This window comes from Streptomyces sp. SL06, from assembly GCF_058244745.1.
In genome coordinates, this window is record NZ_JBSYOT010000002.1 from 7,078,008 (window position 1) to 7,101,741 (window position 23,734).

Genomic DNA, 23,734 nt, shown 5'->3' on the forward strand with positions numbered 1-23,734 from the left:
TTGGTCGCTCCGTGTGTACCTACGCGGCAGCGGGAAGGAGCCGCATGACCCAGAACGGCAGGCTCGGGGCGGGAGAGCCACAGCAGGTGGACGAGGCCTTCGTCGGGCGCGCGTTGGACGACGCCGACCTCAACGCACTGAGACTCGCGCTGTATCAGGCGACCGGTGACGAGAGCCTGCTCGAACTGCCGCTCAAGACGACCGTGATGTACGGAGGCGCCCTCAACCAGACGGTGCTCGCCGAGGAAGCCGTACCGATCCTGCGGGCCAAGGCCACCGAGTTCCTGCTCACGAAGCCCGCCGACTTCAGCGAGGCCAAACCGGACGACGCCGAACTGCGGCGGATGTACGAGGCCTTCCGCAACGAGAAGCTGACGGACCGGGACTGGGCCTACCGCCGCGACCTCGCGGCCTTCGACGACCATCCCCGCCTCGCCCGCTGGAGTGCGGGCAAGCCGGAGATCCCCGAGGACTTCCGCGTCGCCGTCATCGGCTCCGGCTTCGGCGGCATCGCCGTGGCGGTGCAACTGGAGCACCTGGGCATCCCGTACACGGTCTACGAGCGGCGCTCGGAGCTGGGCGGCACCTGGAGCATCAACGCCTACCCCGATGTGCGGGTCGACACCACCAACTTCCTCTACCAGTTCTTCTTCGAGAAGAACTACCCGTGGACCGAGTACTTCGCCAGGGCCGGGGAGGTCCGCGAGTATCTCCAGCACGTGGCGAAGAAGTACGGCGTGTACGAGCACATCAGCTTCGACAGCGACATCAAGGAGGCCGACTTCGACGCGGAGAGCGGCCTGTGGTCGCTCAAGGCGGTCGTCGACGGTGAGGCACGCGAGCTGACGGCCAACGCCGTGGTCAGTGCCAGTGGACTGTTCGCGACACCCAAACGGCTGGACGTCCCGGGGATCGAGGACTTCCGCGGCGAGATCGTGCACACCGCCGAGTGCACCGGCCGCGAACAGCTCGACGGCCGCAATGTGGCCATCATCGGCAACGGCTCCACAGGTGTGCAGATGATGTCCAGTGTGCGCAGCCGTGCCGCGAACGTGGGCGTCTTCCAGCGCACCCCCCAGTGGATCAGTCCGCGCGAGCGGTACGGCGAGCCCATCGAGCCGGAGACCCGCTGGCTGCTGGACACCATGCCGTACTACTGGAACTGGTACTGCTACTCCATAGCCACCCTCCGCCTGGGCGGTCAGGTCCTCCAGGAGCCCGACCCCGCGTGGCAGGCCGCGGGAGGCCTGGTCAACGAGGCCAACGACTCCTACCGCGACAGTCTCACCGCCTATGTGAAGTCCAGGCTGCGCGACCGGCCGGACCTGTGGGAGAAGCTCATCCCGAAGCACGCCCCCATGGCACGGCGGCTCATCGTCGACAACAACTGGTACGCCTCGCTGCTCGAGGACAACGTGGAACTGGTCACCGAGAGCATCGAGCGGTTCACCCCGACGGGAATCCGCACCGTCGACGGCAAGGAGCGCCCCTACGACCTGGTCTTCACGGCCACCGGCTTCGCGACCCAGAAGTACCTCTGGCCCACCGTCTACCGCGGGCTCGGCGAGGGAACGCTGGAGGAGCGGTGGAGCACCCCGGAGGGCGGCGGGCCGCGCGCCTATCTCAGCATCACGGTGCCCGACTTCCCGAACCTCTTCATCATCTACGGGCCCAACTCCCAGAACCGCTCCGGATCACTGATCGTCTGGATGGAGACCTGGGCGCGCTACACGGCGCAGGGGCTCGTCGCGCTGATCGAGGGCGGCCACAAGTACCTCACGGTCCGCCAGGACGTCTTCGACGACTACAACCGCCGGCTCGACGAGGCCATGCTCTCGCTCATCTGGTACGACAAGGGCTCCAAGGACCGCAACTACTACGTCAACGAGTTCGGCCGGCAGCAGGTCAACGTGCCCTGGCGGCTGGAGGAGTACCACCGCCTCCTGGAGCGGTTCGATCCGGGCGACTACCGCTTCGGCTAGATCAGATCACACCACTGACGCAGATCCGCATTTTCGCAGAGCGTGCCGTTCGACCGGGCGTCACGCGTGGAGGAGAGACCGTGACGAAGGAACACGCTGCCGCGCAGGCCACGCTCGAAGTGGTCGACCCGACCCCGGACAAGCTGGCGGCACTGGCCAGTCCGCTGGCACCGCGCCTGGACACACTGAACGGCAAGGTGCTCGGCCTGCTGTCCAACAGCAAGCCCAACGCCGAGGTGGCGTTGCAGGCGGTCGCGGAGAAGATCAAGGAGACCTACCCGGACCTGAAGATCCGGCTGTACCCCGGGTCGATCCGCTTCGAGCCGGAGCTGCTGCGGCGGGCCATCGACGAGAGCGACGCCCTGATCGGCGCCACCGCCGACTGCGGGGCCTGCACCTCGTGGCTGATCCACGACGGCGCCCAGGCGGAGAAGGCCGGCGTGCCCCAGGTGACGATCGTGGCCCGGGGCTTCGAGCGCGACACGGACACCAGCGCCAAGGTCTTCGGGGTGCCGGAGCTGCGGTACGTGGTCGTGCCCCGGGTCTTCACCGCGCTCACCGCCGAACAGGCCGCCGAGCAGACGGTGCCCGTCGCGGACGACGTGCTGCGCGCCCTCGTCAAGGGGGAGGCGGACGACGAGACCGGCGTCGACGACCAGGCGGGACAGGAGCGGCAGGAGTCGTACACCTTCCAGGGCGCCACGGTGGCACAGGCGTACGAGTCGTTCCACGAGTACTACACCGAGCACGACTTCGGCGACGGCCTGCCCCTGCACCCGCCCACCCGGGACAAGGTCGAGGCGATCATCGAGGCCCAGGGGCGCCCGCGCGACGAGCTGATCGTCACCATCCCGCCGCTGCACGGCCACGGCACCCTGGAGCGGATCGCGGTCAACGCGGCCATGGCAGGCTGCCGCCCCGAGGAACTGCCCGTCGTGATCGCCGCGTTGAAGGCGATCCACGACTGCCCGCCGCCGATGAACCTCTCGGTGCTGATGTCGACCGGAGCCTTCGCGCCCGTCCTGGTCGTCAACGGGCCGCTGGTGAAGAAGCTCGGCATCAACAACGGACGCAGCCCGCTGGGACCGGGCCGCGCCAACCGGGTCAACACCCGCATCGGCCGTGCCGTCGCCCTCACCCTGCGCAACCTCGGCATGTGGATCCCGGGGCGGATGGACCTCGACACCATCGGAACCGTGCGCAAGAACATCCAGGTCATCGGCGAGAACGAGGACGAGAGCCCCTGGGAGCCGTACCAGGTGAACAAGGGCTTCCGGCCGGACGACAGCACCGTGACCGTACTGCACTCCGTCGGTGAGTGGGACCTCGGGTCCAACCACGGCACCGTGGAGCGCCGGCTGCGCTCCCTCGCGGCGCGCACCCCCGCGCTCACCCAGGTCGGCTTCATGACCAGCACCCTGGGCGGCCTCCAGGGCAACGAGGACGGGCTCTTCTACCTGCTGCCGCCCGAGACCGCCAAGCGGTTCAACGACGCCGGCCTGAGCAAGGACGCCGTCCGGCGGTTCATGCTGCACAACGTCAGGCGCAGCATCGCCGACATCATCGCCCCGTTCCTCGACTTCCGGGACCGGGGGCTGGTCCGGCCGGAGTGGGAGTGGATGTTCCAGCTCACGCCCGAGGAGCAGCGGTCGCAGACGATACAGGCGTTCAACGACCCGGACACCGTCAACATCGCCGTCGCCGGCCACGGAACGCCCAAGGAGTTCGTCTTCGGCACCATGACCACGCCGATCACGGAGAAGATCACCGCCATCGGGTAGTCGGGGTCGCGATCCCGGAAGGAGTGACGGTATGCCAGGTGTCAGTGAGGTCACCGACGCCGACTTCGAGGAGGTCGTCGTGCGCGGTGCCCGGCCGGTGCTGGTGGACTTCTGGGCGCCCTGGTGCGGTCCGTGCCGGGCGATGGGGCCCATCATGGACGCGCTGGCCGAGGCGCACGGGGAGAAGATCGACGTCGTGAAGGCGAATCTGGACGACAGTCCCCGGACGGCCGAGGCGCACGGGGTCTCGTCGGTCCCCACCCTGCTGCTCTTCTCGCGGGGAGAGGTGGTGGCGACACTCGTCGGCGCCAAGCCGCGCACACTGATCGAGAAGGCCATCGGCGACTACCTGTGACCCGCCGAGACACACGCGGGGCGACCGTCACCAGGACGGTCGCCCCGCGTCGCCCGTGCCGGGCACGGGTGGCCGGTGCCGCGCTCAGCCGGCCGGGTCCGGCTCCCGTACGGTGACCTCGGCCAGTTCGACACCGCGGGTCTGCAGCCCCTCCTCGATGAACGCCTTGAGCGAGTCCCCGTCGAGCACACAGGTCGAGCAGGCGTCATTGGTGCCTCGGGCGTAGTCGACGGTCAGCCGCGACTGCTCGGGAGAGAACTCCGCGAGCCGGATCGTCCCCCCGTCGGGAGCCACCATGGGCTCCAGCAGGGTGAGCACTTCGCGTACGACGTTCCTGGACTTGGGTCATGCCGGGCTCCTGTGTGGTCGGTTCGTCCTGGGTACGTATGGGTGTGCTGCGGCGTGCCGGACCCCCGTCGGAGGTCAGGGGCCCTCCTCGCCCTTGAGCGTGGGCAGGAGGGCGAGGCTGGAGCGGGCGTAGGCCTGCCGGCGCCGCTCGCCGACCATGAAGGACGGCGGCGCGAAGTAGACGACGTCCCGCGCGATCGAGGCGCGGCGGCGGCGCAGGGCCGCCGTGGCGTCGGCGGTGCTCCCGCACACGGCGATTGCCTCGACCATGTCGTCGGTCACGGCCCGTGCCATGTCGTCGATCCGGCCGTCGGCGAACGCCTCCCGGATGCGCTCCACCTGGGCCGTCCAGCCGTGGTGTGCGGCGAAGGCGTCGTAGGTGCGCACCGTCAGGTAGAAGGCGATCATCCGGCGCATGTCCTTGACGGCGCGCTCGGGATCCGCGTCGTCGACGGCCGTCAGCAGCCAGCCGTGCTCCAGCGGGCGGGTGTCGCGTCCGGCCTCCTTCGCGCCGCTCTCCACGGCGGGCCGCACGATGTCGTCCCACCACCTGTCGGTGAACAGGCCGTGCCCGATGACACCGTCCGCGACGCGGCCGGCCGCACCCGCCATCCGCCGCTGGAATCCGGCGAGCAGGACGGGTACCTCGATCCGTCCCAGTACCGGTGCCTTGACCTGCGCGTCGATGTGGTAGAACTCGCCCTCGAAGCGCACCCGTTGCCCGTTCTCCGCGTGCAGCCACGCCCGGACGGCCGCGACCAGCTCCGACATGCGCTGCACGGGACGGTCCGCGGGCACGCCGCACCAGTCGCGGTTGACGGAGAACGCCCCCGAGCCGAGGCCCGCGAAGACGCGGCCGGGCGCCTGGGTCCACAGGGTGCGGATCGCGGTCGCGTGCGCGAACGGTGTCCGGGACAGGCCGTAGGCGATCGCGGGGCCGACCAGGGCGCTGCGGGTGGCCCCGGCCATGGCCGCCACGGTCACGTAGGCGTCGTGGTCGGCGAACTCTCCGGTGCAGAAGGCCGATGCTCCGGCCGCTTCCGCTTCCCGGCCCGTTTCGCCGCCCGGCCACGGCATACCGAACTCCGTCATGGTTGACCGATCCTCTCGGAGCGCTGAGAGCTGCTCAACTGGGCCAGAATTGTAGCATTGAGTTATCTGTTTAAGTTGAATGTCTGCTGCCGATACCTTCACATGATTTAGCTGCTCCCATAGAGTTGAGACGTTGGTCGCAGGCCGGTCGAGCCGGAGCCGAAGGACGGAGACAAGGGATGACGCACACCACGGCCGAGCCCACCGATCTTGAGCGGGCCCGTGCCAAATACCGGGCCGAGCGGGACAAGCGGCTCGATCCGAGGCGCCGGGAGATTCTCGATCTCGCGGGACACGAGGAACTGTTGAAGGACCCGTTCACCGAGGTCGTCGACCGTGAACCCGTGCACGACACGGTCGACGCGCTCGTCGTGGGCGGAGGATTCGGCGGTCTGCTGGTGGCCGCGCAGCTGCGCAAGGCGGGTGTGGAGCGGGTCCGGATCGTGGAGAAGGCCGGAGACGTGGGCGGGGTGTGGTACTGGAACCGCTACCCGGGCGCGATGTGCGACGTGGAGTCGTACGTCTATCTGCCTATGCTGGAGGAGCTGGGCTACATGCCCCGGCACCGGTACGCGTACGGTCCGGAGATCCTGGCCTACACCCAGAAGCTCGCCCGGCACTTCGGACTGTACGAACTGGCCCTGTTCCACACGGCGGTGACCGGGATGCGGTGGCAGCCGGACGACTCGCGCTGGACGGTGACCACCGACCGGGGCGATGCGGTCAGGGCCCGCTACGTGGTCGTGGCGCACGGCTCCTTCACCTCCCTGAAACTGCCGCCGATCGAGGGCATCGACAGCTACGAGGGCAAGCTCTTCCACACCTCGCGGTGGGACTACGACTACACCGGCGGAGGGCCGGCCGAGCCGCTGGACAAGCTCGGCGACAAGACGGTCGGGGTCATCGGCACCGGTGCCACCGCGGTACAGATCGTGGCGCCGCTGGCCGAGTCGGCGAAGAAGCTGCTCGTCTTCCAGCGGACCCCCTCCACGGTCTCCGTCCGCGACAACCAGGAGACGGACCAGGAGTGGGCGCGCTCCCTCCGGCCGGGCTGGCAGCGGCGCAGGCGGGACAACTTCACGGCCGTCACCAACGGCGAGCAGATCACCGAGGACCTGGTGGGCGACGGGTGGACCGTCTTCTATCACGCGATGCTGAGCGGAGACGGCCTCGGTGAACTGGGACCCGAGGAGTTCGCCCGGCGGCGCGAGCTGATCGACCTGGAACACATGGAGCACGTACGCGCCCGGATCGACGCGGAGGTGCGGGACCGGGCGACGGCGGAGGCGCTGAAGCCGTACTACCGCTACCAGTGCAAACGGCCCTGCTTCCACGACGAGTACCTGCCCGCCTTCAACCGGCCCAATGTGCAACTGGTCGACACCGAGGGCAAGGGCGTGCGGCGCATCACCGCCCGGGGCGTCGAGGTCGCCGGAGTCGAGTACCCGGTGGACTGCCTGATCCTGGCGACGGGCTTCGACCAGGACTCCGCCTACACGGACCGCGTCGGCTTCGACGTGACGGGGCTGGACGGCCTGACCCTGTCCGAGAAGTGGAAGGACGGTCCGGAGACCTTCCACGGCATCATGACGAGCGGCTTCCCGAACTTCTTCCTCCTGCCGCCGAACTACACCCAGGGCACCGCGGCGGTGAACTTCGTGCACACCCTGGAGGAGACCGGCCGCCACGTCACCCATCTCATCCGCGAGTTCGAGGACCGCGGGGCCGTCGCGGAACGTCACCCGCCGGGCCGAGGAGGACTACGTCAGCGGTGTCGTGCAGGGGTCGGGTCTCGCACTGCTGGGCGGCGGCAGCTTTCTGCGGGACTGCACGCCGGGACGCTGGAACAACGAAGGCGATCCCGAGGGCCGCCCCGACAAGAACGTCAACTATCCGGGCACCTCGACTGCGTACTTCACCATGCTCGAGGAATGGCGGCGCCGAGGCGATCTCGCAGACCTGAACCTCACCGCCTGGCCGGAGCGGACCACGAGCACGCCGGTCGCCGACTCCTCGACCGACGAGAGGACCACGTCATGACGAGCACAGTCCCCGCGGCCCCGGTGCCGAGCACCCCGAGCGCCCGCAGGTTCGAGGGCAAGGTCGTGTTCATCACCGGTGCGGCCCGCGGGCAGGGGCGGGCGGAGGCGGTGCGGTTCGCCGCGGAGGGCGCCGACATCATCGCCCTCGACATCTGCGAGGACCTGCCGACCACGGACTATCCGGGGGCCACCCCCGAGGACTTGGCGCAGACCTCGCGGCTGGTGGAGAAGCTCGGCCGCCGCATCCTGACACACAAGGCCGACGTACGCGACTTCCCCGCCGTGCGGGCGGCACTGGAACAGAGCGTGGGCGAACTGGGACGCCTGGACGTGGTGGTGGCCAACGCGGGCATGACGACGTTCGGCCGTACCTGGGAGATCGACCTCGACCACTGGAACGCGACCGTCGACATCAACCTCACCGGCGCCTTCCACACCGCCAAGGCCGCGATTCCGATCATGCTGGAACAGGCCACCGGAGGGGCGATCGTCTTCACCAGCTCCGTGGCCGGGCTCAAGGGACTGCCCCTGCTGGCGGACTACGTGGCGGCCAAGCACGGTGTGACCGGGCTGGCCAAGACGCTCGCCAATGAACTGGGGGCCCACCGGATCCGGGTGAACACCGTGCACCCGCACGGCGTCAACACCAAGCTCGTGCCCGGCATCCGGCCCCTCCTGGAGGCGGACCCCGACCTGAGCGCCCACTACCAGGGTTCCCTTCCCGACGGGGTGAGCGAGGCCGAGGACATAGCGGCGGCAGTGGCCTGGCTGGCCTCCCACGAGGCGCGGCACGTGACCGGCATCCAGCTCCCGGTGGATCTCGGGCGCACCAACCGCTGACCCCCGGCCGCCGCAAGCCACCCGCTCGCCGTCCGCGCCGGCCGCCGGAGTGCCGCCCGCGTGAGCGGGACACCCCCGCGCGCCACGAAGAGAACCCCGGATCCCGCACGCCGACGCCTTTGCGGCACAACCGTCCCGATGAGTGGACATCCCGCGCCCATGGGCCCGCGCCCCTCACCATGCTGGGCTGCCGTCGAGTCAATCCGGCCACATGGCCGACAGTCGTTCCGTACGGCCCTGCCGACAGGCGGCGGTTCGAAAGGTCCGGCCAGTTCTTCCAAGCCACTGATGTCTTGTGAGGAGGCGAGTCGCATGCTGCTCAGCGCCGTGAGACGGGTCGCGCGCAGCCTGATCGTGATCGTCCTGGTCACCATGGCCTCCGTGGGGCTGCTCAGTCTCGCGCCCGGCTCGGTGGCCTCCGTGATCCTCGGCGAGAACGCCACACCCGAGGCGGTCGCGGAGCTGAACGCCCAGCTCGGGATGGACCGGCCGCTGTGGAGGCAGTACCTCGACTGGGCGGGGCACGCCGTCAAGGGCGACCTCGGGACCTCCCCGGTGACCAACGAGTCGGTCCTGGACGCCGTACTGAACCGCCTTCCGGTGACCCTGGAACTGGCGGCCATGGCGCTCACCATCTCCCTGGTCGTCTCCCTCCTGCTCGCCGTGGCCTCCGCGGCCTGGGAGGGCTCGTGGGCGGACCGGGCGATGACCGCCTTCTCGTCGGCCCTGCTGTCCGTCCCCGCGTTCATCGCGGGCCCGCTGCTCATCTACTTCCTCGCCCTGCAATGGGGCTGGTTCCCGGTGAGCGGCTGGTCGAGAGCCGGTGCCGACGGGCTTGAAGCCAACCTCCGGGGCGCCTTCCTGCCGGCGCTGTCCATCGCGCTCACCGAGATCGCCGCCTTCCACCGGGTGCTGCGCGCCGATCTGGTGTCCACGCTGCGCGAGGACTTCATCGGGGCGGCCCGAGCCAAGGGCATGAGCCGGAGCTACGTGATGCTCCGGCACGCCCTGAGACCGTCGTCCTTCTCACTGATCACGCTGGTCGGCATCAACCTGGGCCGGCTGATCGGCGGGACGGTCGTGGTAGAGGTGCTCTTCTCGCTGCCGGGCCTCGGCCAGCTGGTCGTCTCCTCGATCGTCTCGCGCGACCTCGTGTCGGTCCAGGGAATCGTGGTCTTCGTCGTCGTCGTGTACGTGGTCGTCAACACCCTGGTCGACCTCAGCTACGGATGGCTGGACCCGCGGGTCAGAAAGGTGGCCGCAGCATGACGTCCACGAAGCAGACGGACCGGTCCCACACCGGGGCCGAGACCGCCGCACCGGTGGAGCCCTCGGTTCCGGTGGTCCGCAGCCGGCCGTCGATCCTGGTGGTCCTCGCCTACGCCTGGCTCGCCGTGGCGGTCCTGGCCGCCGCCCTGGCCGACGTACTGCCCCTGGCGCCGTACGGCACTCCCGTCGGCGCGCCCCGCCAGACACCCGACTTCGGCTCCCTCGACCTGTTCCTGGGCACCGACCAGCTCGGCCGGTCGCTGCTGTCCCGGTGCGTCTACGGGGCACGCGTCTCGCTGCTGGTCGGCGCGGTCGCGGGGCTCGCGGGGGCGGCCATCGGGGTGGCGTTCGGGATGGCCGCGGGCTACCTCGGGGGCCGTGTCGACAGCCTGATCAGGCTGCTGGCGGACGCGATGCTCGCCTTCCCGCCGCTGATCCTGCTGCTCGCCCTGTCCTCCGTGCTCACCCCCAGCGTGCCGACGATCCTCATCGGGCTGACCCTGCTGGTCATTCCCTCCTTCATCCGGCTGGCCCGTGCCAACACCCTTTCCTGGGCGTCCCGCGAGTTCGTCACCGCCGCCCGCAACATGGGGGCGGGCGACCGGCGGATCATGCTCCGCGAGATCCTGCCCAACCTGCTGCCGGCCCAGGGGGCGTATCTGCCGGTCGTGGTGGCCGCGCTCATCGTGGCGGAGGGCTCGTTGAGCTTCCTCGGCATGGGCATCCCGCCGCCCTCGCCGAGCTGGGGCGGGATGATCTCCGACGGCAAGGACTCGATCGGCGAATACCCGCACATGGTCTTCGTGCCGGCCCTGTTCATCTTCCTGACCGTGTTCTCCCTCAATCAGGCCGGCGACGATCTGCGTCACCGCCTCGACCGCGCACTGCGCGAGTGACGAAAGCGCCGTACCGCATCCATGGTCGCGCCGTACGGCGCCCGCAGTTCTCAGACCGTCCGAACGAGAGGTCAACGATGACCCGCAAGAGGCGATACACCACGGCCGTGGCCGCCGGCACCACGGCACTGCTCCTGCTCAGTGGCTGCGGCGGCGGTGGGGGCGACACCACCACGAAGGGGAGCGGCGCTTCCGGAAAACCCGTCGCGGGAGGTTCCGCCGACGTCCTCACCCTCAGCGAACTGCGCACGCTCGACCCGGCGCAGACGGGCAACAACTTCGCGAGCGGCGCGATCGTCGGCAACGCCCTCTACGGCACCCTGCTGACGGACGACCCCAAGACCGGGGAGATCCGCCCCTCGATGGCCGAGTCCTTCGACACCCGGGACGGCGGCAAGACCTTCGAACTGAAGCTCCGCGACGGGCTCGTCTTCTCCGACGGAACCCCGCTGAACGCCGAAGCCGTCAAGTACAACTGGGACCGGATGCGCAAGCCGGCCACCGGATCGCCGTACCTCGGCGACGTGTCGGTCATGGCCTCGACCCGGGTCGTGGACGCGACCACGCTGCGGGTCACGATGTCCCAGCCGGTGTCGCACTTCGCGCACTCGGTGGTGACCACCTCCATGAACTGGATCGCGGCTCCCGAGGCCCTGGAGAAGGGCGCCAAATCGTTCGACGCGGCGCCGGTCGGAGCGGGCCCGTACACCCTCAAGGTGTGGCGGCGTCAGGACGCCATGGAACTGGTGAAGAACCCCAAGTACTGGGACTCGCCCAAGCCCTACCTGGACAGCCTCACCCTGCGCGTCTCCCTCGACGCGACCCAGCGCGTCAACACGGCGATCAGCGGCGGCGCCGACATCGCCGTCGAGTCCAACTGGCAGAACCTCAAGCGGGCCGAGGACGCCGGACTGCCGACGAACGTCATGCCGCTCAGCGGCGGCACCTACATCTCCATGAACATGCGCAGGGCGCCCTTCGACGACCCCCGGGCCCGCGACGCAATGGCCGCGGCCATCGACTTCAACGCCCTCAACGACGCCGTGTTCGCGGGCGCCGGAGAGACGGTCGACACACTGTTCAGCAAGTCGTCGCCCTTCTACGCCGACATACCGGTGAGCACTCCGGACAAGGACACCGCACAACGGCTCTTCGACGAACTCGCCGCGGACGGCAAGCGCGTGAGCTTCACCTTCACCACCACCTCGTCGTCCGAGAGCCGGGCCCAGGCCGAGGCGGTCCAGGCCCAGCTGAGCAAGTTCAAGAACGTCACCGTGAAGATCAAGGTGATCGACTTCGCGGAGTACCTCACTCTCCAGAGTTCCCACGACTTCGACATGGCCGTGACCTCCGCGTCCTTCCTCGACCCCGAGCCGAGGCTGTGGACCGCCTTCCACAGCGGTGAGGCCTCCAACATGTCCGGAGTGGAGGACGCCCAGTTGGACAAGGCCCTCCTCGCCGGGCGGACGGCCACGGACACCGCCGAGCGCAAGGCCGCCTACGAGGAGGTCCAGAAGCGGCTCGTGCAACTCCACCCGATGCTCTGGGTCCTGCGGACCGCGGGCAGCGTGATCTACGGCAAGGACGTCGGCGGGGTGCAGCAGTACGGCTTCGGGTCCCTGCGCCCCGAGGAGATGTGGATCAAGCACTAGGTTGCGCCGGACCACCGCCGCCCGACGAGAGGTCGTGCCAGGCCATGAACACCGCGACGAACGTACCCCTGCTCGACATCCGGAACCTGCGGGCCCACATCGGGACACCGCACGGTGTCGTCCGGGCGGTCGACAACGTCTCCCTCACGGTCGACCGCGCGCAGTCGCTGGGTGTCGTGGGGGAGTCGGGCTCCGGCAAGTCCGTGCTGGCGAAGGCCATCATGGGCATGCTGCCGGGACGCTCGGGCTGCTCCGGGCAGATCCTCTTCGAGGGCCGGGACCTGCTCACGCTGCCGAGGGCGGAGCGGGCCGGGATCTGGGGCCGGCGCATCGCCATGGTGCTCCAGGACCCCGGCCGCTCCCTCAATCCCGTGGTCCGGGTGGAGCGGCAGCTCACCGAGGGAATGCGAAGGCACCTCGGCGTCGGCCGCACCGAGGCCAGGTCGCGCGCGGTGTCCCTCCTGAAGGAGGTCGGGGTGCCCGACCCGGAACGGCGGCTGCGCAGCTACCCGCACGAACTCTCCGGCGGTATGCGCCAGCGTGTGATGATCGCGATCGCGCTGGCGTGCGAGCCCGATCTGGTCATCGCGGACGAGCCGACCACGGCTCTCAACGTCACCGTGCAGCGCCAGATCCTTGACCTGCTCCGCCGCATCCAGCAGGACCGCGGGGCCGCCCTGATGCTGATCAGCCACGACCTGGCGGTGGTCGCGGGCCGCACCGACCGCACGGCGGTGATGTACGCCGGCCGACTGGCCGAAGTCGGCACCACCCGCGACCTGTTCGCGGCGCCCCGGCACCGTTACACCGAGGCCCTGCTGGGGGCCGTGCCCACCATCGATCACGAACGGCACGCCCCGCTGCGGCTGATCCCGGGCACGCTGCCGGACCCCGTGGCCCCGCCCCTGGGCTGCCGGTTCGGCCCGCGCTGCATGTCCGTACGTGACGAGTGCGGTGTGCCCGGTCCTGTCATGACCCCGGTCGGGGAGGACCACCGGGTCGCCTGCTGCGTCCCGGTGCCCCCGCCCGCCGAACCGATGTCCGGAGGTGATCGCGTTGGCCGGTAGCGGTACCGCGCATCTGCGGGGCGAGAAGGCCCTGCTGACAGTGAAAGACCTGGTCGTCGAGTACCGCACCGACGCGGGGGTGGTGCACGCCGTCTCCGGGGTCAGCTTCAACGTCCTGCCGGGCGAGACGCTCGGCATCGTCGGCGAGTCCGGCTGCGGCAAGTCCACCACGGGCCGGGCCGTACTCCGCCTCGGCGGCGCGGCGGCCGGCACCATCGAGTTCGACGGCGAGCGGATCGACCGGGCCGGCACCCGGCGCATGCGGACGCTGCGGCGTCACATGCAGATGGTCTTCCAGGACCCGGTGGCCTCGCTGAACCCCCGGCGCCGGGTCAAGGACATCGTCTCGGAGGGGCTCGCCGTGGCGGGCGTGCCGTCCCAGGAACGGGACAAGCGCTCCTCCACGGCGATGATCCGGGTCGGACTCGAAGCGGAACGGTTCGCGAACCGGATGCCCCGCCAGCTCTCCGGGGGACAGGCGCAGCGGGTCGCCATCGCACGTGCCCTGGCCGTCGACCCCAAGCTGCTGATCTGCGACGAACCGGTGTCGGCCCTCAACGTCTCGGTCCAGGCGCAGACGCTCAACCTCATCGAGGAGATCAAGGCCGCGTACGCGCTGACCGTGGTGTTCATCGCGCACGACCTCGGTGTGGTCCGCGCCGTCAGCGACAACGTCATGGTGATGTACCTCGGCAAGTCGTGCGAGTTCGGGGACTCCGATCTGGTCTACGACCGGCCGGCCCACCCCTACACCCGCGCCCTGCTCGACTCCGTCCCGCTGCTCGACTCCGAGGACGGGTTCAGCGGGCCGGCGCTGGAGGGCGACATCCCCTCGCCGCTGGCGCCGCCGACGGGCTGCCGGTTCCGCACCCGCTGCCCGCTGGCCACCGAGCGGTGCGCCGTCGACGAGCCGCGGATGCGGAAGGTGCGCGAGGACCAGTACGTGGCCTGCCACTTCCCGCTCCACGGTCCCGAGGACGACGAGCCGGACGGCGCCCCGTGAGCCTCACCCGTCCCGTCGCGGGCGCGGGCCCGCCAGGTCCCGGCCGATGATGTCCTTCATGATCTCGGTGGTGCCGCCCACGAGGGTCTGCACCCGTGCGTCGGCGTACGCGCGGGAGATCTTGTACTCGTCCATGAAGCCGTAGCCTCCGTGCAGTTGGAGGCAGGCGGCGACGACCCGGTTCTGGAGTTCGGTCGCCCACCACTTGGCCTTGGCCCCGCTGACCGCGGTCAGGGTGCCCTCGTTCAGCTCCAGGACCAGGCGCTCCAGATGGCTGCGGGTCACCTCCACCTCGGTGGTCAGCTCGGCGAGCCTGAAGCGGGTGTTCTGCAGGTCGATGATCCGCCGGCCGAACGCCGTGCGCTCCTTGGTGTAGGCCACCGTCCAGCGCACCGCCGCCTCGGACGCCACCACCGCGCGCCAGGCTATCGACAGCCGCTCCAGGGGGAGCTGGGCGGTCAGATGCTCGAACCCGGCGCCTTCCTCGCCCAGCAGCGCCTCGGCCGGGACCCGCAGGCCGTCGAAGAACAGCTCCGCGGTGTCCTGCGAGTGCAGCCCCAGCTTCCGCAGCTTGCGCCCCCGGTGGAAGCCGGGGGTGTCGCTCGGCACGAGGAAGAGCGTCAGCCGGGCCCGGCCGCCCTGCTCGCCGGTGCGCGCGGCCACGATCACGAGGTCCGAGCCGTAGCCGTTGGTGATGAAGGTCTTGGCACCGTCGATGACCCAGTCCGCGCCGTCCCGCCGTGCGGTGGTCCGCATGCCCCGCAGGTCGCTGCCGCCGCCGGGCTCGGTCATCGCGATGGAGGTCACCACGTCGCCCGCCGCCATGCCCGGCAGCCAGCGGGACTGCTGCTCCCCGGTGCCGAACCGGGTCAGGTACGAGCCGACGATGTCCTCGTTGATGGCGATCCCGGAGGCCAGCGCGGCGGCGCCCACCTCTGCCAACTCCTCCTGGAGCACACACCGGAAGCGGTAGTCGTCGGCACCGGCGCCGCCGAACCGCTCGGGGATGCGCAGTCCCACGGCCCCGGCCCGCGCCGCCTCCTTCCACAGGGAGCGGTCGATCATGCGGGCGGCTTCCCAGTCCTCCAGCTTCGGCGTCACCGACCGTTCGACGAGGGTGCGCACGGTGCTCCGGAACGCCTCGTGGTCGTCTCCGTAGAAGTCGTGAGTCATGATCCGTCCCTCTCTTGTCTATCATCTTAAATCGCTTACTGATATACCCTAAAGACGGAGAGTGCGACAGGAGGACCGATGTCACCGGAGCCACCGCTGCGGGGTCTGCGGGTGCTGGAGTTCCTGGGGCTCGGCCCGGGGCCCTTCGGGGGAATGCTGCTGGCCGACCTGGGCGCGGACGTCCTGGCCGTGGCCCGGAGGGGCGCCGCACGGCCGGCCCTGGCCGAGAACCGGCCGGTCACCGAACTGGACCTCAAGACCGCCGACGGCCGGGAACGGGCACTGGAACTCGCCGACCGCGCCGACGTGCTGATCGAGGGGTTCCGCCCCGGCGTCATGGAACGGCTCGGTCTGGGCCCCGCCGTCCTGCGGGAACGCAACCCCGCGCTGATCTACGCCAGGATGACCGGCTGGGGCCAGCACGGGCCGCTCGCTCCCAGGGCGGGCCACGACATCAACTACATAGCCCTCACCGGCGCCCTGCACCACGCCGCCAGGCGGGAGCAGGTGCCCACCCCGACCGCCAACCTGCTGGGCGACTTCGGCGGCGGCGGAATGTACCTGGTGGTCTCGGTGCTGGCGGCCCTGCAACGCAGGAGCCGCACCGGTGAGGGCGGGGAACTGGACGTCGCCGTGGGCGACGGGACGGTGTACCTGACCGCCATGCTCCACGAGTACCGCTCGCGGGGCACCTGGTCGGACACGGCAGGCACCAACCGCCTCGACTGCGGTGCGCCGTACTACGACGTGTACGCGTGCGCGGACGGCCGTCATGTCGCGGTCGGCGCCCTTGAGACACCGTTCTTCGCCGAGCTGGTACGACTGCTGGACCTCGACCCCCGGTGGATCGCGGAACGCGAGGACCCCGAGGTCTGGCCCGAGCTGCGCCGGGACATCGGGCGCGCGCTGCTGCGGCGCACCCGCGACGAGTGGGCGGCCGCCGCCGAGGGCACGGACGCCTGTCTGACCCCGGTGCTGGACCTGGCCGAGGCGGCCGGGCACCCGCATGTCCGGGCCCGGCGGACCCTGGTGCCGGCCCCGTTCGCCCAGAGCGGCTGGCGGCCCGCCCTCCCCGGACTGCGGGCCGCCCCCCAAAGGCCGGCCGCGGACGCGCTCGAAGAGTGGTTGGGGGCCGGGCCGCCCGGCGAAGCCGGCCGGTGAACGGCCGGCCTGCGCGCCCCTGGCGGGACGCGAGGGGTGAAGACGTGGAACACCCGACTTGGAGGCCAAGACATGACGGTACGTCAGGCAGTGATCGTGGACGCCGTGCGCACCCCCATAGGCAAGCGCAACGGGTCGCTCAGCGAGATCCACCCCGTCGATCTGTCGGCGGTGGTGCTGCGCGGGCTCCTGGCACGCACCGGGGTCCCGCCCGAGTCCGTCGACGACGTGATGTGGGGCTGTGTCACGCAGTTGGGGGACCAGTCGAGCAACATCGCCCGGTTCGCGGCACTGGCCGCCGGATGGCCCGAGAGCGTACCCGGAGTGACCTTCAACCGGGCCTGCGGCTCCAGCCAGCAGGCCATCGAGTCGGCCGTGCACGCCGTCGTCGCGGGCGCCTACGACGCCGTGATCGCGGGCGGCGTGGAATCCATGTCGCGCGTCCCGCTGGGAGCGACGCGGCAGACGGGCGTCCCCTACGGGGAGACCGTCCTGAAGCGCTACGGCACCGACCGGCTCGAACAGGGGACGGGCGCCGAACTGATCGCCCGCAAGTGGGGGTTCGACCGCCACCGGCTCGACGAGTACGCCTCCCGCTCGCACGAGTTGTCCGCCGCGGCGATCGACGGCGGGCTCTTCGACGGACAACTGGTCACGGTCCCGGGCGCGGAAGGGCTGACGCGGGACGAGGGCCTGCGCCGGGGCACCTCGCCCGGGACACTCGCCAAACTGAAGCCGTCGTTCCAGGAGGACGGCGTCATCCACGCCGGCAACTCCTCCCAGCTGTCCGACGGCGCCGCCGCGCTGCTCATCACCACCGCCGAACTCGCCCGCCACCACGGCCTGACCCCGCTGGCGACCGTCCGGGCCGGCACGGTCGTCGGTGACGACCCGGTGATGATGCTGACGGCCCCCATACCGGCCACCCAGAAGGTACTCCGCCGGGCCGGACTGACCATCGACGACATCGGGGCCTTCGAGGTGAACGAGGCCTTCGCGCCCGTGCCGCTGGCCTGGCAGACGGAGGTGGAGGCGGACCCGGAGCGGGTCAACCCGCTGGGCGGCGCCATCGCGGTGGGCCACCCCCTCGGCGCTTCCGGCGCGATCCTCGCCACCCGGCTGCTCCACCACATGCGCCGCGAGGACATCCGCTTCGGCCTGCAGACCATGTGCGAGGGCGGCGGCACCGCCAACGCCACCGTCTTCGAACTGGCCGGCTGACACGGCCCGGCAACGGAACACGAGGGGAGCACCGTGGGCATCACCCAGAAACAGCGGGCACACGACCTGGCCCGTCTGCGCGCACGCTGGTACCGGGAAGGGCACTACTCTTCCCGCACCCTCTCCGAGGCACTGACCGAGGCCGAACTCCACCACCCGAAGGCGAGGTTCGTGTTTGCCTCGCAGGAGCAGAGCGTCGTGCGGACCCTGGCCGAGGTGGTCGCCATGGGCCGGCGCCTGGCGGCGGGGCTGCGCGAGCGGGGCGTGGGCCCCGGCGACGTGGTCGCCGTCCAGGTTCCCAACCGCCTTGAGCTGGTGGTGTCGTACTTCGGCACCTGGCTGGCCGGCGCGGTCCTGCTGCCCATCACCCACATCTACGACGCCACCGAGGTCGGCGTCATCCTGCGCGACGCCGGGGCGAAGGTGCTGATCGTGCCGGACGCCTGGCGCTCCATCGACTTTGTCGACCGCCTCGCGCGCCTGGACGCCGGTCCGCGCCTGGAACACACCGTGGTGATCGGGGACCGGGTCCCGTCCGGCGCTCTGCCCTGGTCCGAACTCCTCGGCGGTGAGCGCCGGTTCCAGGTGGACGCCGCGGACGTTCGCTCCGACAACGTCTGCGCGGTCATCTACACCTCGGGCACCACCGGCGTGCCCAAGGGAGTCCAGCACACCCACAACTCCCTGCTGTGCGAGCTGCGCAAGGGCGACCGGATGAACGAGGTGGGCCCGGACGACAACCGGCTCATCCCCTGGCCCTCCGGCCATGTCGCCGGACTGCTGGCGACATGCAGCGGCATCGTCGGCGGGACGGGCACCGTCCACATGGACCGCTGGGACGAGAAGCGTGCCGTCGAGCTGATCGAGACCTACCGCTGCACCATCACCAGCGGCACCCCGCTGCACGTGGAGGCGCTGCTGAGAGCGGCCGAGGAACACCGGCGGGACATCTCCAGCCTGCGGTTCGTACAGGTGGGCGGCGCCAATGTGCCGCCCGCGCTCATCGCCCGCGCCGACGCCGCCGGGATCGTGGTGGCGCGGGCCTACGGCAGCACCGAGCATCCCAGGTCCGCCACCTCCCCCCTGGACGCCTCCCCGAGCCAGCGGTCGCGGACGGACGGCATGGTCCGCTTCGGCGACGAGATACGCATCGTGGACCACCTGCTGCGACCGGTGGCTCCGGGCACCGAGGGGGAGGTGCTGACCCGCGGCCCGAGCCAGTTCGTCGGCTACCGCGACCCCGCCGAGGACGAGACGGCGTTCGTGTCCGGCGGCTGGTTCCGCACCGGTGACGTGGGACGGCTGGACGAGGACGGGCGTCTGACCATCACCGACCGGATCAAGGACATCATCATCAGGGGCGGGGAGAACATCGCCTCCAAGGAGGTCGAGGACATTCTCGCCACCCATCCCCGGATCCGCCACGCCGCCGTCGTGGCCGAACCGGACCCCCGGTACGGCGAGCGGGTGGCGGCCTTCGTCGTCCTCGACGGCGGAACCCTGGACATGGACGAGGTCCGGGAGCTGTTCGCCCGCCAACGCGTCGCACCCCAGAAGACACCGGAACGCATCGAGGTCGTTCCCGAACTGCCACGCGCCCCCTCGGGCAAGGTCCGCAAGTTCGAGCTGCGCGCCCGCCTGCGGGACGCCGGCCCGACCGGCCCCGCCCGACCCTCCGCCTGACACGGCCCGGTACAGAGAGGCACCACATGGACGTGGGTCTGCTGATGAGCTACACGGGCGGCTTCGCCGAAGCCGCCCGCAGGCTGCCCGACTTCGAGGCGGCCGGCGTCGACACCGTGCTGCTGCCCGAGGCGTACAGCTTCGACTCGGTCAGCCAACTCGGCTACATCGCGGCACGCACGGAGCGGACCGGCATCGCGTCGAGCATCCTGAACGTGTACTCACGCACCCCCGCGCTGCTCGCGATGACCGCCGCCGGACTGGACTTCGTCTCCGACGGCCGCTTCACCCTGGGCATCGGCGCGTCCGGCCCCCAGGTGGTGGAGGGATTCCACGGACTGCCCTACACCGCGCCGCTGGCCCGGGTGCGGGAGGTGATCGAGATCTGCCGCACCGTGTGGCGCCGGGAACCCCTGATCCACGAAGGCCGGCACTTCGAGCTTCCGTTGACCCGGGAGCGCGGCGGCACCGGCCGGGCGGGCCGCCCGCTGCGGCTTGTCAACCACCCGGTGCGGCCCGACATCCCGATCGTCCTCGCCGCACTCGGCCCCAAGAGCGTGGAACTCGCCGCCGAGCTGTGCGAGGGATGGCAGCCGACCATCTACCTGCCCGAGGCCGCCAAGGAGGTCTTCGGCCCCTCCCTGGACGCCGGCCGCGCCCGCCGCGCCGCGCACCTGCCCCCGCTGCGGATCCTGCCCGATGTCAAGCTGCTGATCAGCGAGGACGAGGACGCGCTCGCCGAGGCCCGCCGGCAGGTGCGGGAGTACCTCGCGCTCTACGTCGGCGGGATGGGGACCCGGGGCGGGAACTTCTACAACGCCCTGGTCTCCCGCTACGGCTTCGAGGGGCCGGCGGCCGAGATCGAGGAGCTGTACCAGACGGGCCGCAAAGCCGAGGCCGCGGCGGCAGTCCCCGAGCAACTCCTGCGCGCGGTCGCTCTGGTGGGCCCGCGCTCCTTCGTCGCCGAGCGGGTGACCGCGCTGCGGGAGAGCGGAGTGACGGGCATCAACGCGGCCCCCGTCGCCGCCACGCACGAGCAGCGCGTCCGGGACTTGGCGACGCTCGCCGAGATGGCTGCCTGAACCCTCCCGGCGGCGGGCCGCGCGGCCCGCCGCCGGGCCCGGCCGTGCGGTCAGTCGCGGCCGTCCCCGCGAGCCCCGGCCGTGAGCAGCCCGAGGACGCGCTCGTGCTGGCGCGACGCCGTGCCGAAGAGCATGGCGTCGGCGGTGGCGCGCCGCAGATGCAGATGCAGGTCGTGCTCCCAGGTGAAACCGATGCCGCCGTGCAGCTGGAGCGCCTGGCCTGCGAGGTCCGGTACGACCTCGCCCGCGTACCCCTTGGCGACGGAGGCCGCGAGCGAGGCGTCCTCGGCACCGGCGTCCAGGGCCATGGCGGCGTAGTAGGTGGCGGCACGCAGCGCCTGGAGAACCATGAACATGTCCGCCGTGCGGTGCTTGACGGCCTGGAAGCCCCCCAGGGGCCGGCCGAACTGCTCCCGGACGGTGACATGGGCGACCGTCGCCTCCAGCAGGCGCTCGCCCACCCCGAGGGCGTCGGCCGCGACGAGCACGCTCATGGAGTCCAGCAACCGCTGGGCGTCGTCGTCGCGGGTGGACAGCACATGCTCGGGAGCGACGCGGACGCGGTCGAAGACAACGTCGTACCGGCTTCTGGTCAGGTCGATGGTGCGGCGCCGCTCGGTGCGGGCGCAGGCGGCGGGCACCAGCAGGACGTGCGGCCGGTCGCCGGAGAGGACCACGAGCAGCCGGTCGGCCGCCGAGGCGGCGTGCACCGCCGTGGCCCGCCCCGAGAGCACGACACCGCCGCCGTCCTGCCCGGTGGTGAGCGAGCCGGAGTGCACGAAGGCGGCCCGCGACCGCCCCTCGGCGAGCCCCTCGGCGAGGTCGCGGGTCCCGGGCCGGGCGGACGCCGCGACCGATGCCAGCGCGGTCTCGGGCCACGGCCCCGGCGCCGCCGCGCGGCCCAGCTCCTCCGCCACCAGGCACAGCTCGGTCAGGCCCTGACCGGAACCGCCGTGCTCGACCGGGGTGGCGAGCCCCGTCCAGCCCATCCGCGCGCCACGGTCCCACAGCTTCTCGTCCAGATCCGCATGCGCCTCGGCGACCGAGCGCACCAGCCGCGACGGGCACTCGGCCGTCAGCAGATCGCGGGTGATCCCGCGGAGCGCCGCCTGCTCCTCGGAGAGTTCGAAATCCACCATCAGCCGGTCCTTCCCTGGTCGCCTCCGGCGGGGCTAGGCTGCCCGCGAGGCCGTTAGCCGCTTATTCAGTGTAATGATTTAGCTATCATAAGTGCGAGTTTCCGCAAGTCCCACGACGTGGTTTCCGCACGGTGCCGTGACGGAGCGCCGGGCGGGGGAGAGGACCGAGGATGTCGGAGCCGCAGGCCGGCGCTGAGGAGCGCCGCTACGAGACCGTTCTGTTCGACGTGGCGGACCATGTCGCGACGGTGACGCTCAACCGCCCGGAGCGACTCAACGCGTTCAACCAGACGATGGTGGACGAGTTCCGGGACATCTGGACCCGGGTCCGGGTGGAGGACACGATCCACGCCGTCGTGCTGCGGGCCGCCGGCGACCGCGCCTTCTGCACCGGAACCAACGTCACCGACCGCATCCACAAGGCCGAGAACGTCTGGAGCCAGGAGGATCCGGGCCGCGGACTGAGCCCGAAGCAGAACCGGGTGTGGAAGCCGGTCGTCGCGGCGGTGCACGGCATGGTCGCCGGCGGCGCCTTCTACTGGCTCAACGACTGCGACATCGTGATCGGCGCGGACGACGCCACCTTCTTCGACCCGCACGTCAGCTACGGCATGACCTCCGCGCTCGAACCCATCGGGCTGGCCCGCCGCATCCCCCTCGGGGAGGCCCTGCGCTGGGCCCTGCTCGGACTCGACGAACGCATGTCGGCCGCCCGCGCCCGCGAGATCGGCCTGCTCTCGGAACTGGTGCCCTACCCGCGGCTGTGGGACCGGGCGGACGAACTGGCCCGCATCATCGCGGCCAAACCCGCGGCGGCCGTCCAGGGCACGGTGCGGGCGATCTGGGAGACCCACGGCCTGGACCGCGAGACCGCGCAGGCCGTCGGCTGGCACTACACCACCGTCGGCAACCCGATCGGCACACCGCAGGTCTCCCGGGACACCTTCGTCAAGCCCGCGTGGAAACTGCGCTGACCCGCCCGTTCAACGGATCGCCACCGGGTTCACCAGACCGCCCGTGCTGTGCAGAAAGCGCTCCGGCGTCGCGTTCAGGAGAAACGTGTAGCGCCGGTCCCCGGCGCAGGCCGCGGCCAGGTCCTCCAGCACCCAGTTCTGCCCCTGGATCATCCCCATCATCACCAGACACAGGACGTGCACCGGGAGCATCAGCCCCTCGACGTTGCCGGGCAGCAACTCCATGGGCATGTTGTCGATGGCCGCGGCCGCCGCGCGCCGTTCGTGGAAGAACAGCGGGGCGTCGTAGTCGAGAGCGGGTACCGGGCGCCGGTAGCGCGGCACGTCGCCCTCCAGGAAGTACGCGGCCTGCCCGGTCCGCACGAGGACGATGTCGCCCTCCTCGACGCGTACGCCCTGCGCCTCCTCGACCGCTTCGAGGACGGCCCGGGTCACGGCGAACCGGCCGGGCAGCCGGTCGACCCCCTCGTGCCGGGCCACGTCGAGCAGGATCCCCCGGGACACGACGGTGCCCGCGGCCTCGATGCCGAGCCGGCGCGCGCCGTGGTCGTCAACGTCGGCGGCCGGAATGCCGTTGTACATGACACCGCGGTGGCTGCAGTGCGACAGGGCGTCCCAGTGCGTGGCGGCCTGCGTGGGTGTCACCACGATGTCGTCGCTGTACGCGCACGCCTGCGGATGCTCGGACATCGGCCTGTTGACGGCGAGCATGGTGCGTACGGGGTTGATCCGGCCGGGAACGCCCGTGCCGTCCTGGGGGCCGTTCAGCGAGAGCGACATGGACAGCGAGAAGCTCTCGCCCGTCTCGACCGAGGCCGTGGCCCGCCGCACCACCTCGGGGGTGATGAAGTTGAGGGTCCCGAGCTGGTCGTCGCCGCCCCAGCGGTTCCAGTTGGTCACTCGTTTCGCCAGATCGTCGAATTCGGCAACGCTCAGCATGACTGCGGCCCTTTCATGAGTGAGTGGTACAGGAG

At 70.6% G+C, this 23,734-nt stretch carries 19 protein-coding genes; 14 read left to right on the forward strand and 5 right to left on the reverse strand.

Features of this window, described 5'->3' with window-relative positions:
- Window positions 1-44: 44 nt before the first annotated feature.
- From AC4IHM_RS32345 to trxA, 3 genes are all read left to right on the forward strand, one after another.
- On the forward strand, window positions 45-1,982 hold the full coding sequence (locus AC4IHM_RS32345; RefSeq protein WP_490870515.1) for a flavin-containing monooxygenase: 1,938 nt from the start codon (window positions 45-47) through the stop codon (window positions 1,980-1,982).
- An 80-nt stretch (window positions 1,983-2,062) separates the two neighbouring features.
- Window positions 2,063-3,763: a UGSC family (seleno)protein gene (locus AC4IHM_RS32350; protein WP_490870516.1), complete on the forward strand. Its 1,701-nt coding sequence runs from the start codon at window positions 2,063-2,065 to the stop codon at window positions 3,761-3,763.
- A 31-nt stretch (window positions 3,764-3,794) separates the two neighbouring features.
- Window positions 3,795-4,118: a thioredoxin gene (gene trxA, locus AC4IHM_RS32355; RefSeq protein ID WP_490870517.1), complete on the forward strand. Its 324-nt coding sequence runs from the start codon at window positions 3,795-3,797 to the stop codon at window positions 4,116-4,118.
- 84 nt (window positions 4,119-4,202) lie between these two features.
- On the opposite strand, the gene AC4IHM_RS32360 is transcribed toward trxA, so the two are convergent.
- Window positions 4,203-4,436 (reverse strand): hypothetical protein, encoded by a 234-nt coding sequence (locus AC4IHM_RS32360; protein WP_490870518.1) that lies wholly within the window; start codon window positions 4,434-4,436, stop codon window positions 4,203-4,205.
- Window positions 4,437-4,541: 105 nt separating this feature from the next.
- Window positions 4,542-5,558, reverse strand: a complete 1,017-nt coding sequence (locus AC4IHM_RS32365) for an LLM class flavin-dependent oxidoreductase (protein WP_490870519.1) — start codon at window positions 5,556-5,558, stop codon at window positions 4,542-4,544.
- 179 nt (window positions 5,559-5,737) lie between these two features.
- Between AC4IHM_RS32365 and AC4IHM_RS32370 the strand changes: the two genes are divergently transcribed.
- From AC4IHM_RS32370 to AC4IHM_RS32395, 6 genes are all read left to right on the forward strand, one after another.
- On the forward strand, window positions 5,738-8,440 hold the full coding sequence (locus AC4IHM_RS32370) for a mycofactocin-coupled SDR family oxidoreductase (protein ID WP_490870520.1): 2,703 nt from the start codon (window positions 5,738-5,740) through the stop codon (window positions 8,438-8,440).
- A 312-nt stretch (window positions 8,441-8,752) separates the two neighbouring features.
- Entirely contained in the window at window positions 8,753-9,709 is a 957-nt protein-coding gene (locus tag AC4IHM_RS32375) for an ABC transporter permease (protein ID WP_490870521.1), read from the forward strand.
- A complete protein-coding gene (locus AC4IHM_RS32380) occupies window positions 9,706-10,605 on the forward strand; it encodes an ABC transporter permease (protein ID WP_490870522.1) in 900 nt (299 codons plus the stop codon). Before AC4IHM_RS32375 ends, AC4IHM_RS32380 begins: the two co-directional genes overlap by 4 nt.
- Window positions 10,606-10,682: 77 nt before the next feature.
- Window positions 10,683-12,257, forward strand: coding sequence for an ABC transporter substrate-binding protein (locus AC4IHM_RS32385; RefSeq protein ID WP_490870523.1), 1,575 nt, complete (start codon window positions 10,683-10,685; stop codon window positions 12,255-12,257).
- Between the two features lie 44 nt (window positions 12,258-12,301).
- Window positions 12,302-13,324 carry an ABC transporter ATP-binding protein gene (locus AC4IHM_RS32390; RefSeq protein WP_490870524.1) on the forward strand — a complete coding sequence of 341 codons (1,023 nt, stop codon included), beginning with the start codon at window positions 12,302-12,304 and terminating at the stop codon, window positions 13,322-13,324.
- Window positions 13,314-14,327, forward strand: coding sequence for an ABC transporter ATP-binding protein (locus AC4IHM_RS32395; protein WP_490870525.1), 1,014 nt, complete (start codon window positions 13,314-13,316; stop codon window positions 14,325-14,327). The genes AC4IHM_RS32390 and AC4IHM_RS32395 overlap by 11 nt, the downstream gene beginning before the upstream one ends.
- Before the next feature lie 3 nt (window positions 14,328-14,330).
- Here the strand turns inward: AC4IHM_RS32395 and AC4IHM_RS32400 are convergent, their stop codons facing one another.
- Entirely contained in the window at window positions 14,331-15,500 is a 1,170-nt protein-coding gene (locus AC4IHM_RS32400) for an acyl-CoA dehydrogenase family protein (RefSeq protein WP_490870526.1), read from the reverse strand.
- A 78-nt stretch (window positions 15,501-15,578) separates the two neighbouring features.
- Here AC4IHM_RS32400 and AC4IHM_RS32405 point away from each other — a divergent pair, with 78 nt between their 5' ends.
- From AC4IHM_RS32405 to AC4IHM_RS32420, 4 genes are all read left to right on the forward strand, one after another.
- On the forward strand, window positions 15,579-16,661 hold the full coding sequence (locus AC4IHM_RS32405) for a CaiB/BaiF CoA transferase family protein (protein ID WP_490870527.1): 1,083 nt from the start codon (window positions 15,579-15,581) through the stop codon (window positions 16,659-16,661).
- Between the two features lie 72 nt (window positions 16,662-16,733).
- A complete protein-coding gene (locus AC4IHM_RS32410; RefSeq protein WP_490870528.1) occupies window positions 16,734-17,882 on the forward strand; it encodes a thiolase family protein in 1,149 nt (382 codons plus the stop codon).
- A gap of 33 nt (window positions 17,883-17,915) precedes the next feature.
- Window positions 17,916-19,565, forward strand: coding sequence for an AMP-binding protein (locus AC4IHM_RS32415; RefSeq protein ID WP_490870529.1), 1,650 nt, complete (start codon window positions 17,916-17,918; stop codon window positions 19,563-19,565).
- 26 nt (window positions 19,566-19,591) lie between these two features.
- A complete protein-coding gene (locus AC4IHM_RS32420) occupies window positions 19,592-20,647 on the forward strand; it encodes an LLM class F420-dependent oxidoreductase (RefSeq protein WP_490870530.1) in 1,056 nt (351 codons plus the stop codon).
- Between the two features lie 50 nt (window positions 20,648-20,697).
- Here the strand turns inward: AC4IHM_RS32420 and AC4IHM_RS32425 are convergent, their stop codons facing one another.
- Entirely contained in the window at window positions 20,698-21,786 is a 1,089-nt protein-coding gene (locus AC4IHM_RS32425; RefSeq protein WP_490870531.1) for an acyl-CoA dehydrogenase family protein, read from the reverse strand.
- A gap of 170 nt (window positions 21,787-21,956) precedes the next feature.
- Here AC4IHM_RS32425 and AC4IHM_RS32430 point away from each other — a divergent pair, with 170 nt between their 5' ends.
- On the forward strand, window positions 21,957-22,760 hold the full coding sequence (locus AC4IHM_RS32430; protein WP_490870532.1) for an enoyl-CoA hydratase/isomerase family protein: 804 nt from the start codon (window positions 21,957-21,959) through the stop codon (window positions 22,758-22,760).
- A 9-nt stretch (window positions 22,761-22,769) separates the two neighbouring features.
- On the opposite strand, the gene AC4IHM_RS32435 is transcribed toward AC4IHM_RS32430, so the two are convergent.
- Entirely contained in the window at window positions 22,770-23,699 is a 930-nt protein-coding gene (locus tag AC4IHM_RS32435; protein WP_490870533.1) for a cyclase family protein, read from the reverse strand.
- Window positions 23,700-23,734: the final 35 nt, after the last annotated feature.

Bases quoted from the DNA above. Each gene is read 5' to 3' on its own strand.
- AC4IHM_RS32405 (WP_490870527.1), top strand. From the start codon at position 15,579: ATGTCACCGGAGCCACCGCTGCGGGGTCTGCGGGTGCTGGAGTTCCTG.
- AC4IHM_RS32435 (WP_490870533.1), bottom strand. From the start codon at position 23,699: ATGCTGAGCGTTGCCGAATTCGACGATCTGGCGAAACGAGTGACCAAC.
- AC4IHM_RS32385 (WP_490870523.1), top strand. From the start codon at position 10,683: ATGACCCGCAAGAGGCGATACACCACGGCCGTGGCCGCCGGCACCACG.
- AC4IHM_RS32390 (WP_490870524.1), top strand. From the start codon at position 12,302: ATGAACACCGCGACGAACGTACCCCTGCTCGACATCCGGAACCTGCGG.
- AC4IHM_RS32345 (WP_490870515.1), top strand. From the start codon at position 45: ATGACCCAGAACGGCAGGCTCGGGGCGGGAGAGCCACAGCAGGTGGAC.
- AC4IHM_RS32430 (WP_490870532.1), top strand. From the start codon at position 21,957: ATGTCGGAGCCGCAGGCCGGCGCTGAGGAGCGCCGCTACGAGACCGTT.
- AC4IHM_RS32375 (WP_490870521.1), top strand. From the start codon at position 8,753: ATGCTGCTCAGCGCCGTGAGACGGGTCGCGCGCAGCCTGATCGTGATC.
- trxA (WP_490870517.1), top strand. From the start codon at position 3,795: ATGCCAGGTGTCAGTGAGGTCACCGACGCCGACTTCGAGGAGGTCGTC.
- AC4IHM_RS32365 (WP_490870519.1), bottom strand. From the start codon at position 5,558: ATGACGGAGTTCGGTATGCCGTGGCCGGGCGGCGAAACGGGCCGGGAA.
- AC4IHM_RS32380 (WP_490870522.1), top strand. From the start codon at position 9,706: ATGACGTCCACGAAGCAGACGGACCGGTCCCACACCGGGGCCGAGACC.
- AC4IHM_RS32420 (WP_490870530.1), top strand. From the start codon at position 19,592: ATGGACGTGGGTCTGCTGATGAGCTACACGGGCGGCTTCGCCGAAGCC.
- AC4IHM_RS32410 (WP_490870528.1), top strand. From the start codon at position 16,734: ATGACGGTACGTCAGGCAGTGATCGTGGACGCCGTGCGCACCCCCATA.
- AC4IHM_RS32425 (WP_490870531.1), bottom strand. From the start codon at position 21,786: ATGGTGGATTTCGAACTCTCCGAGGAGCAGGCGGCGCTCCGCGGGATC.
- AC4IHM_RS32370 (WP_490870520.1), top strand. From the start codon at position 5,738: ATGACGCACACCACGGCCGAGCCCACCGATCTTGAGCGGGCCCGTGCC.
- AC4IHM_RS32400 (WP_490870526.1), bottom strand. From the start codon at position 15,500: ATGACTCACGACTTCTACGGAGACGACCACGAGGCGTTCCGGAGCACC.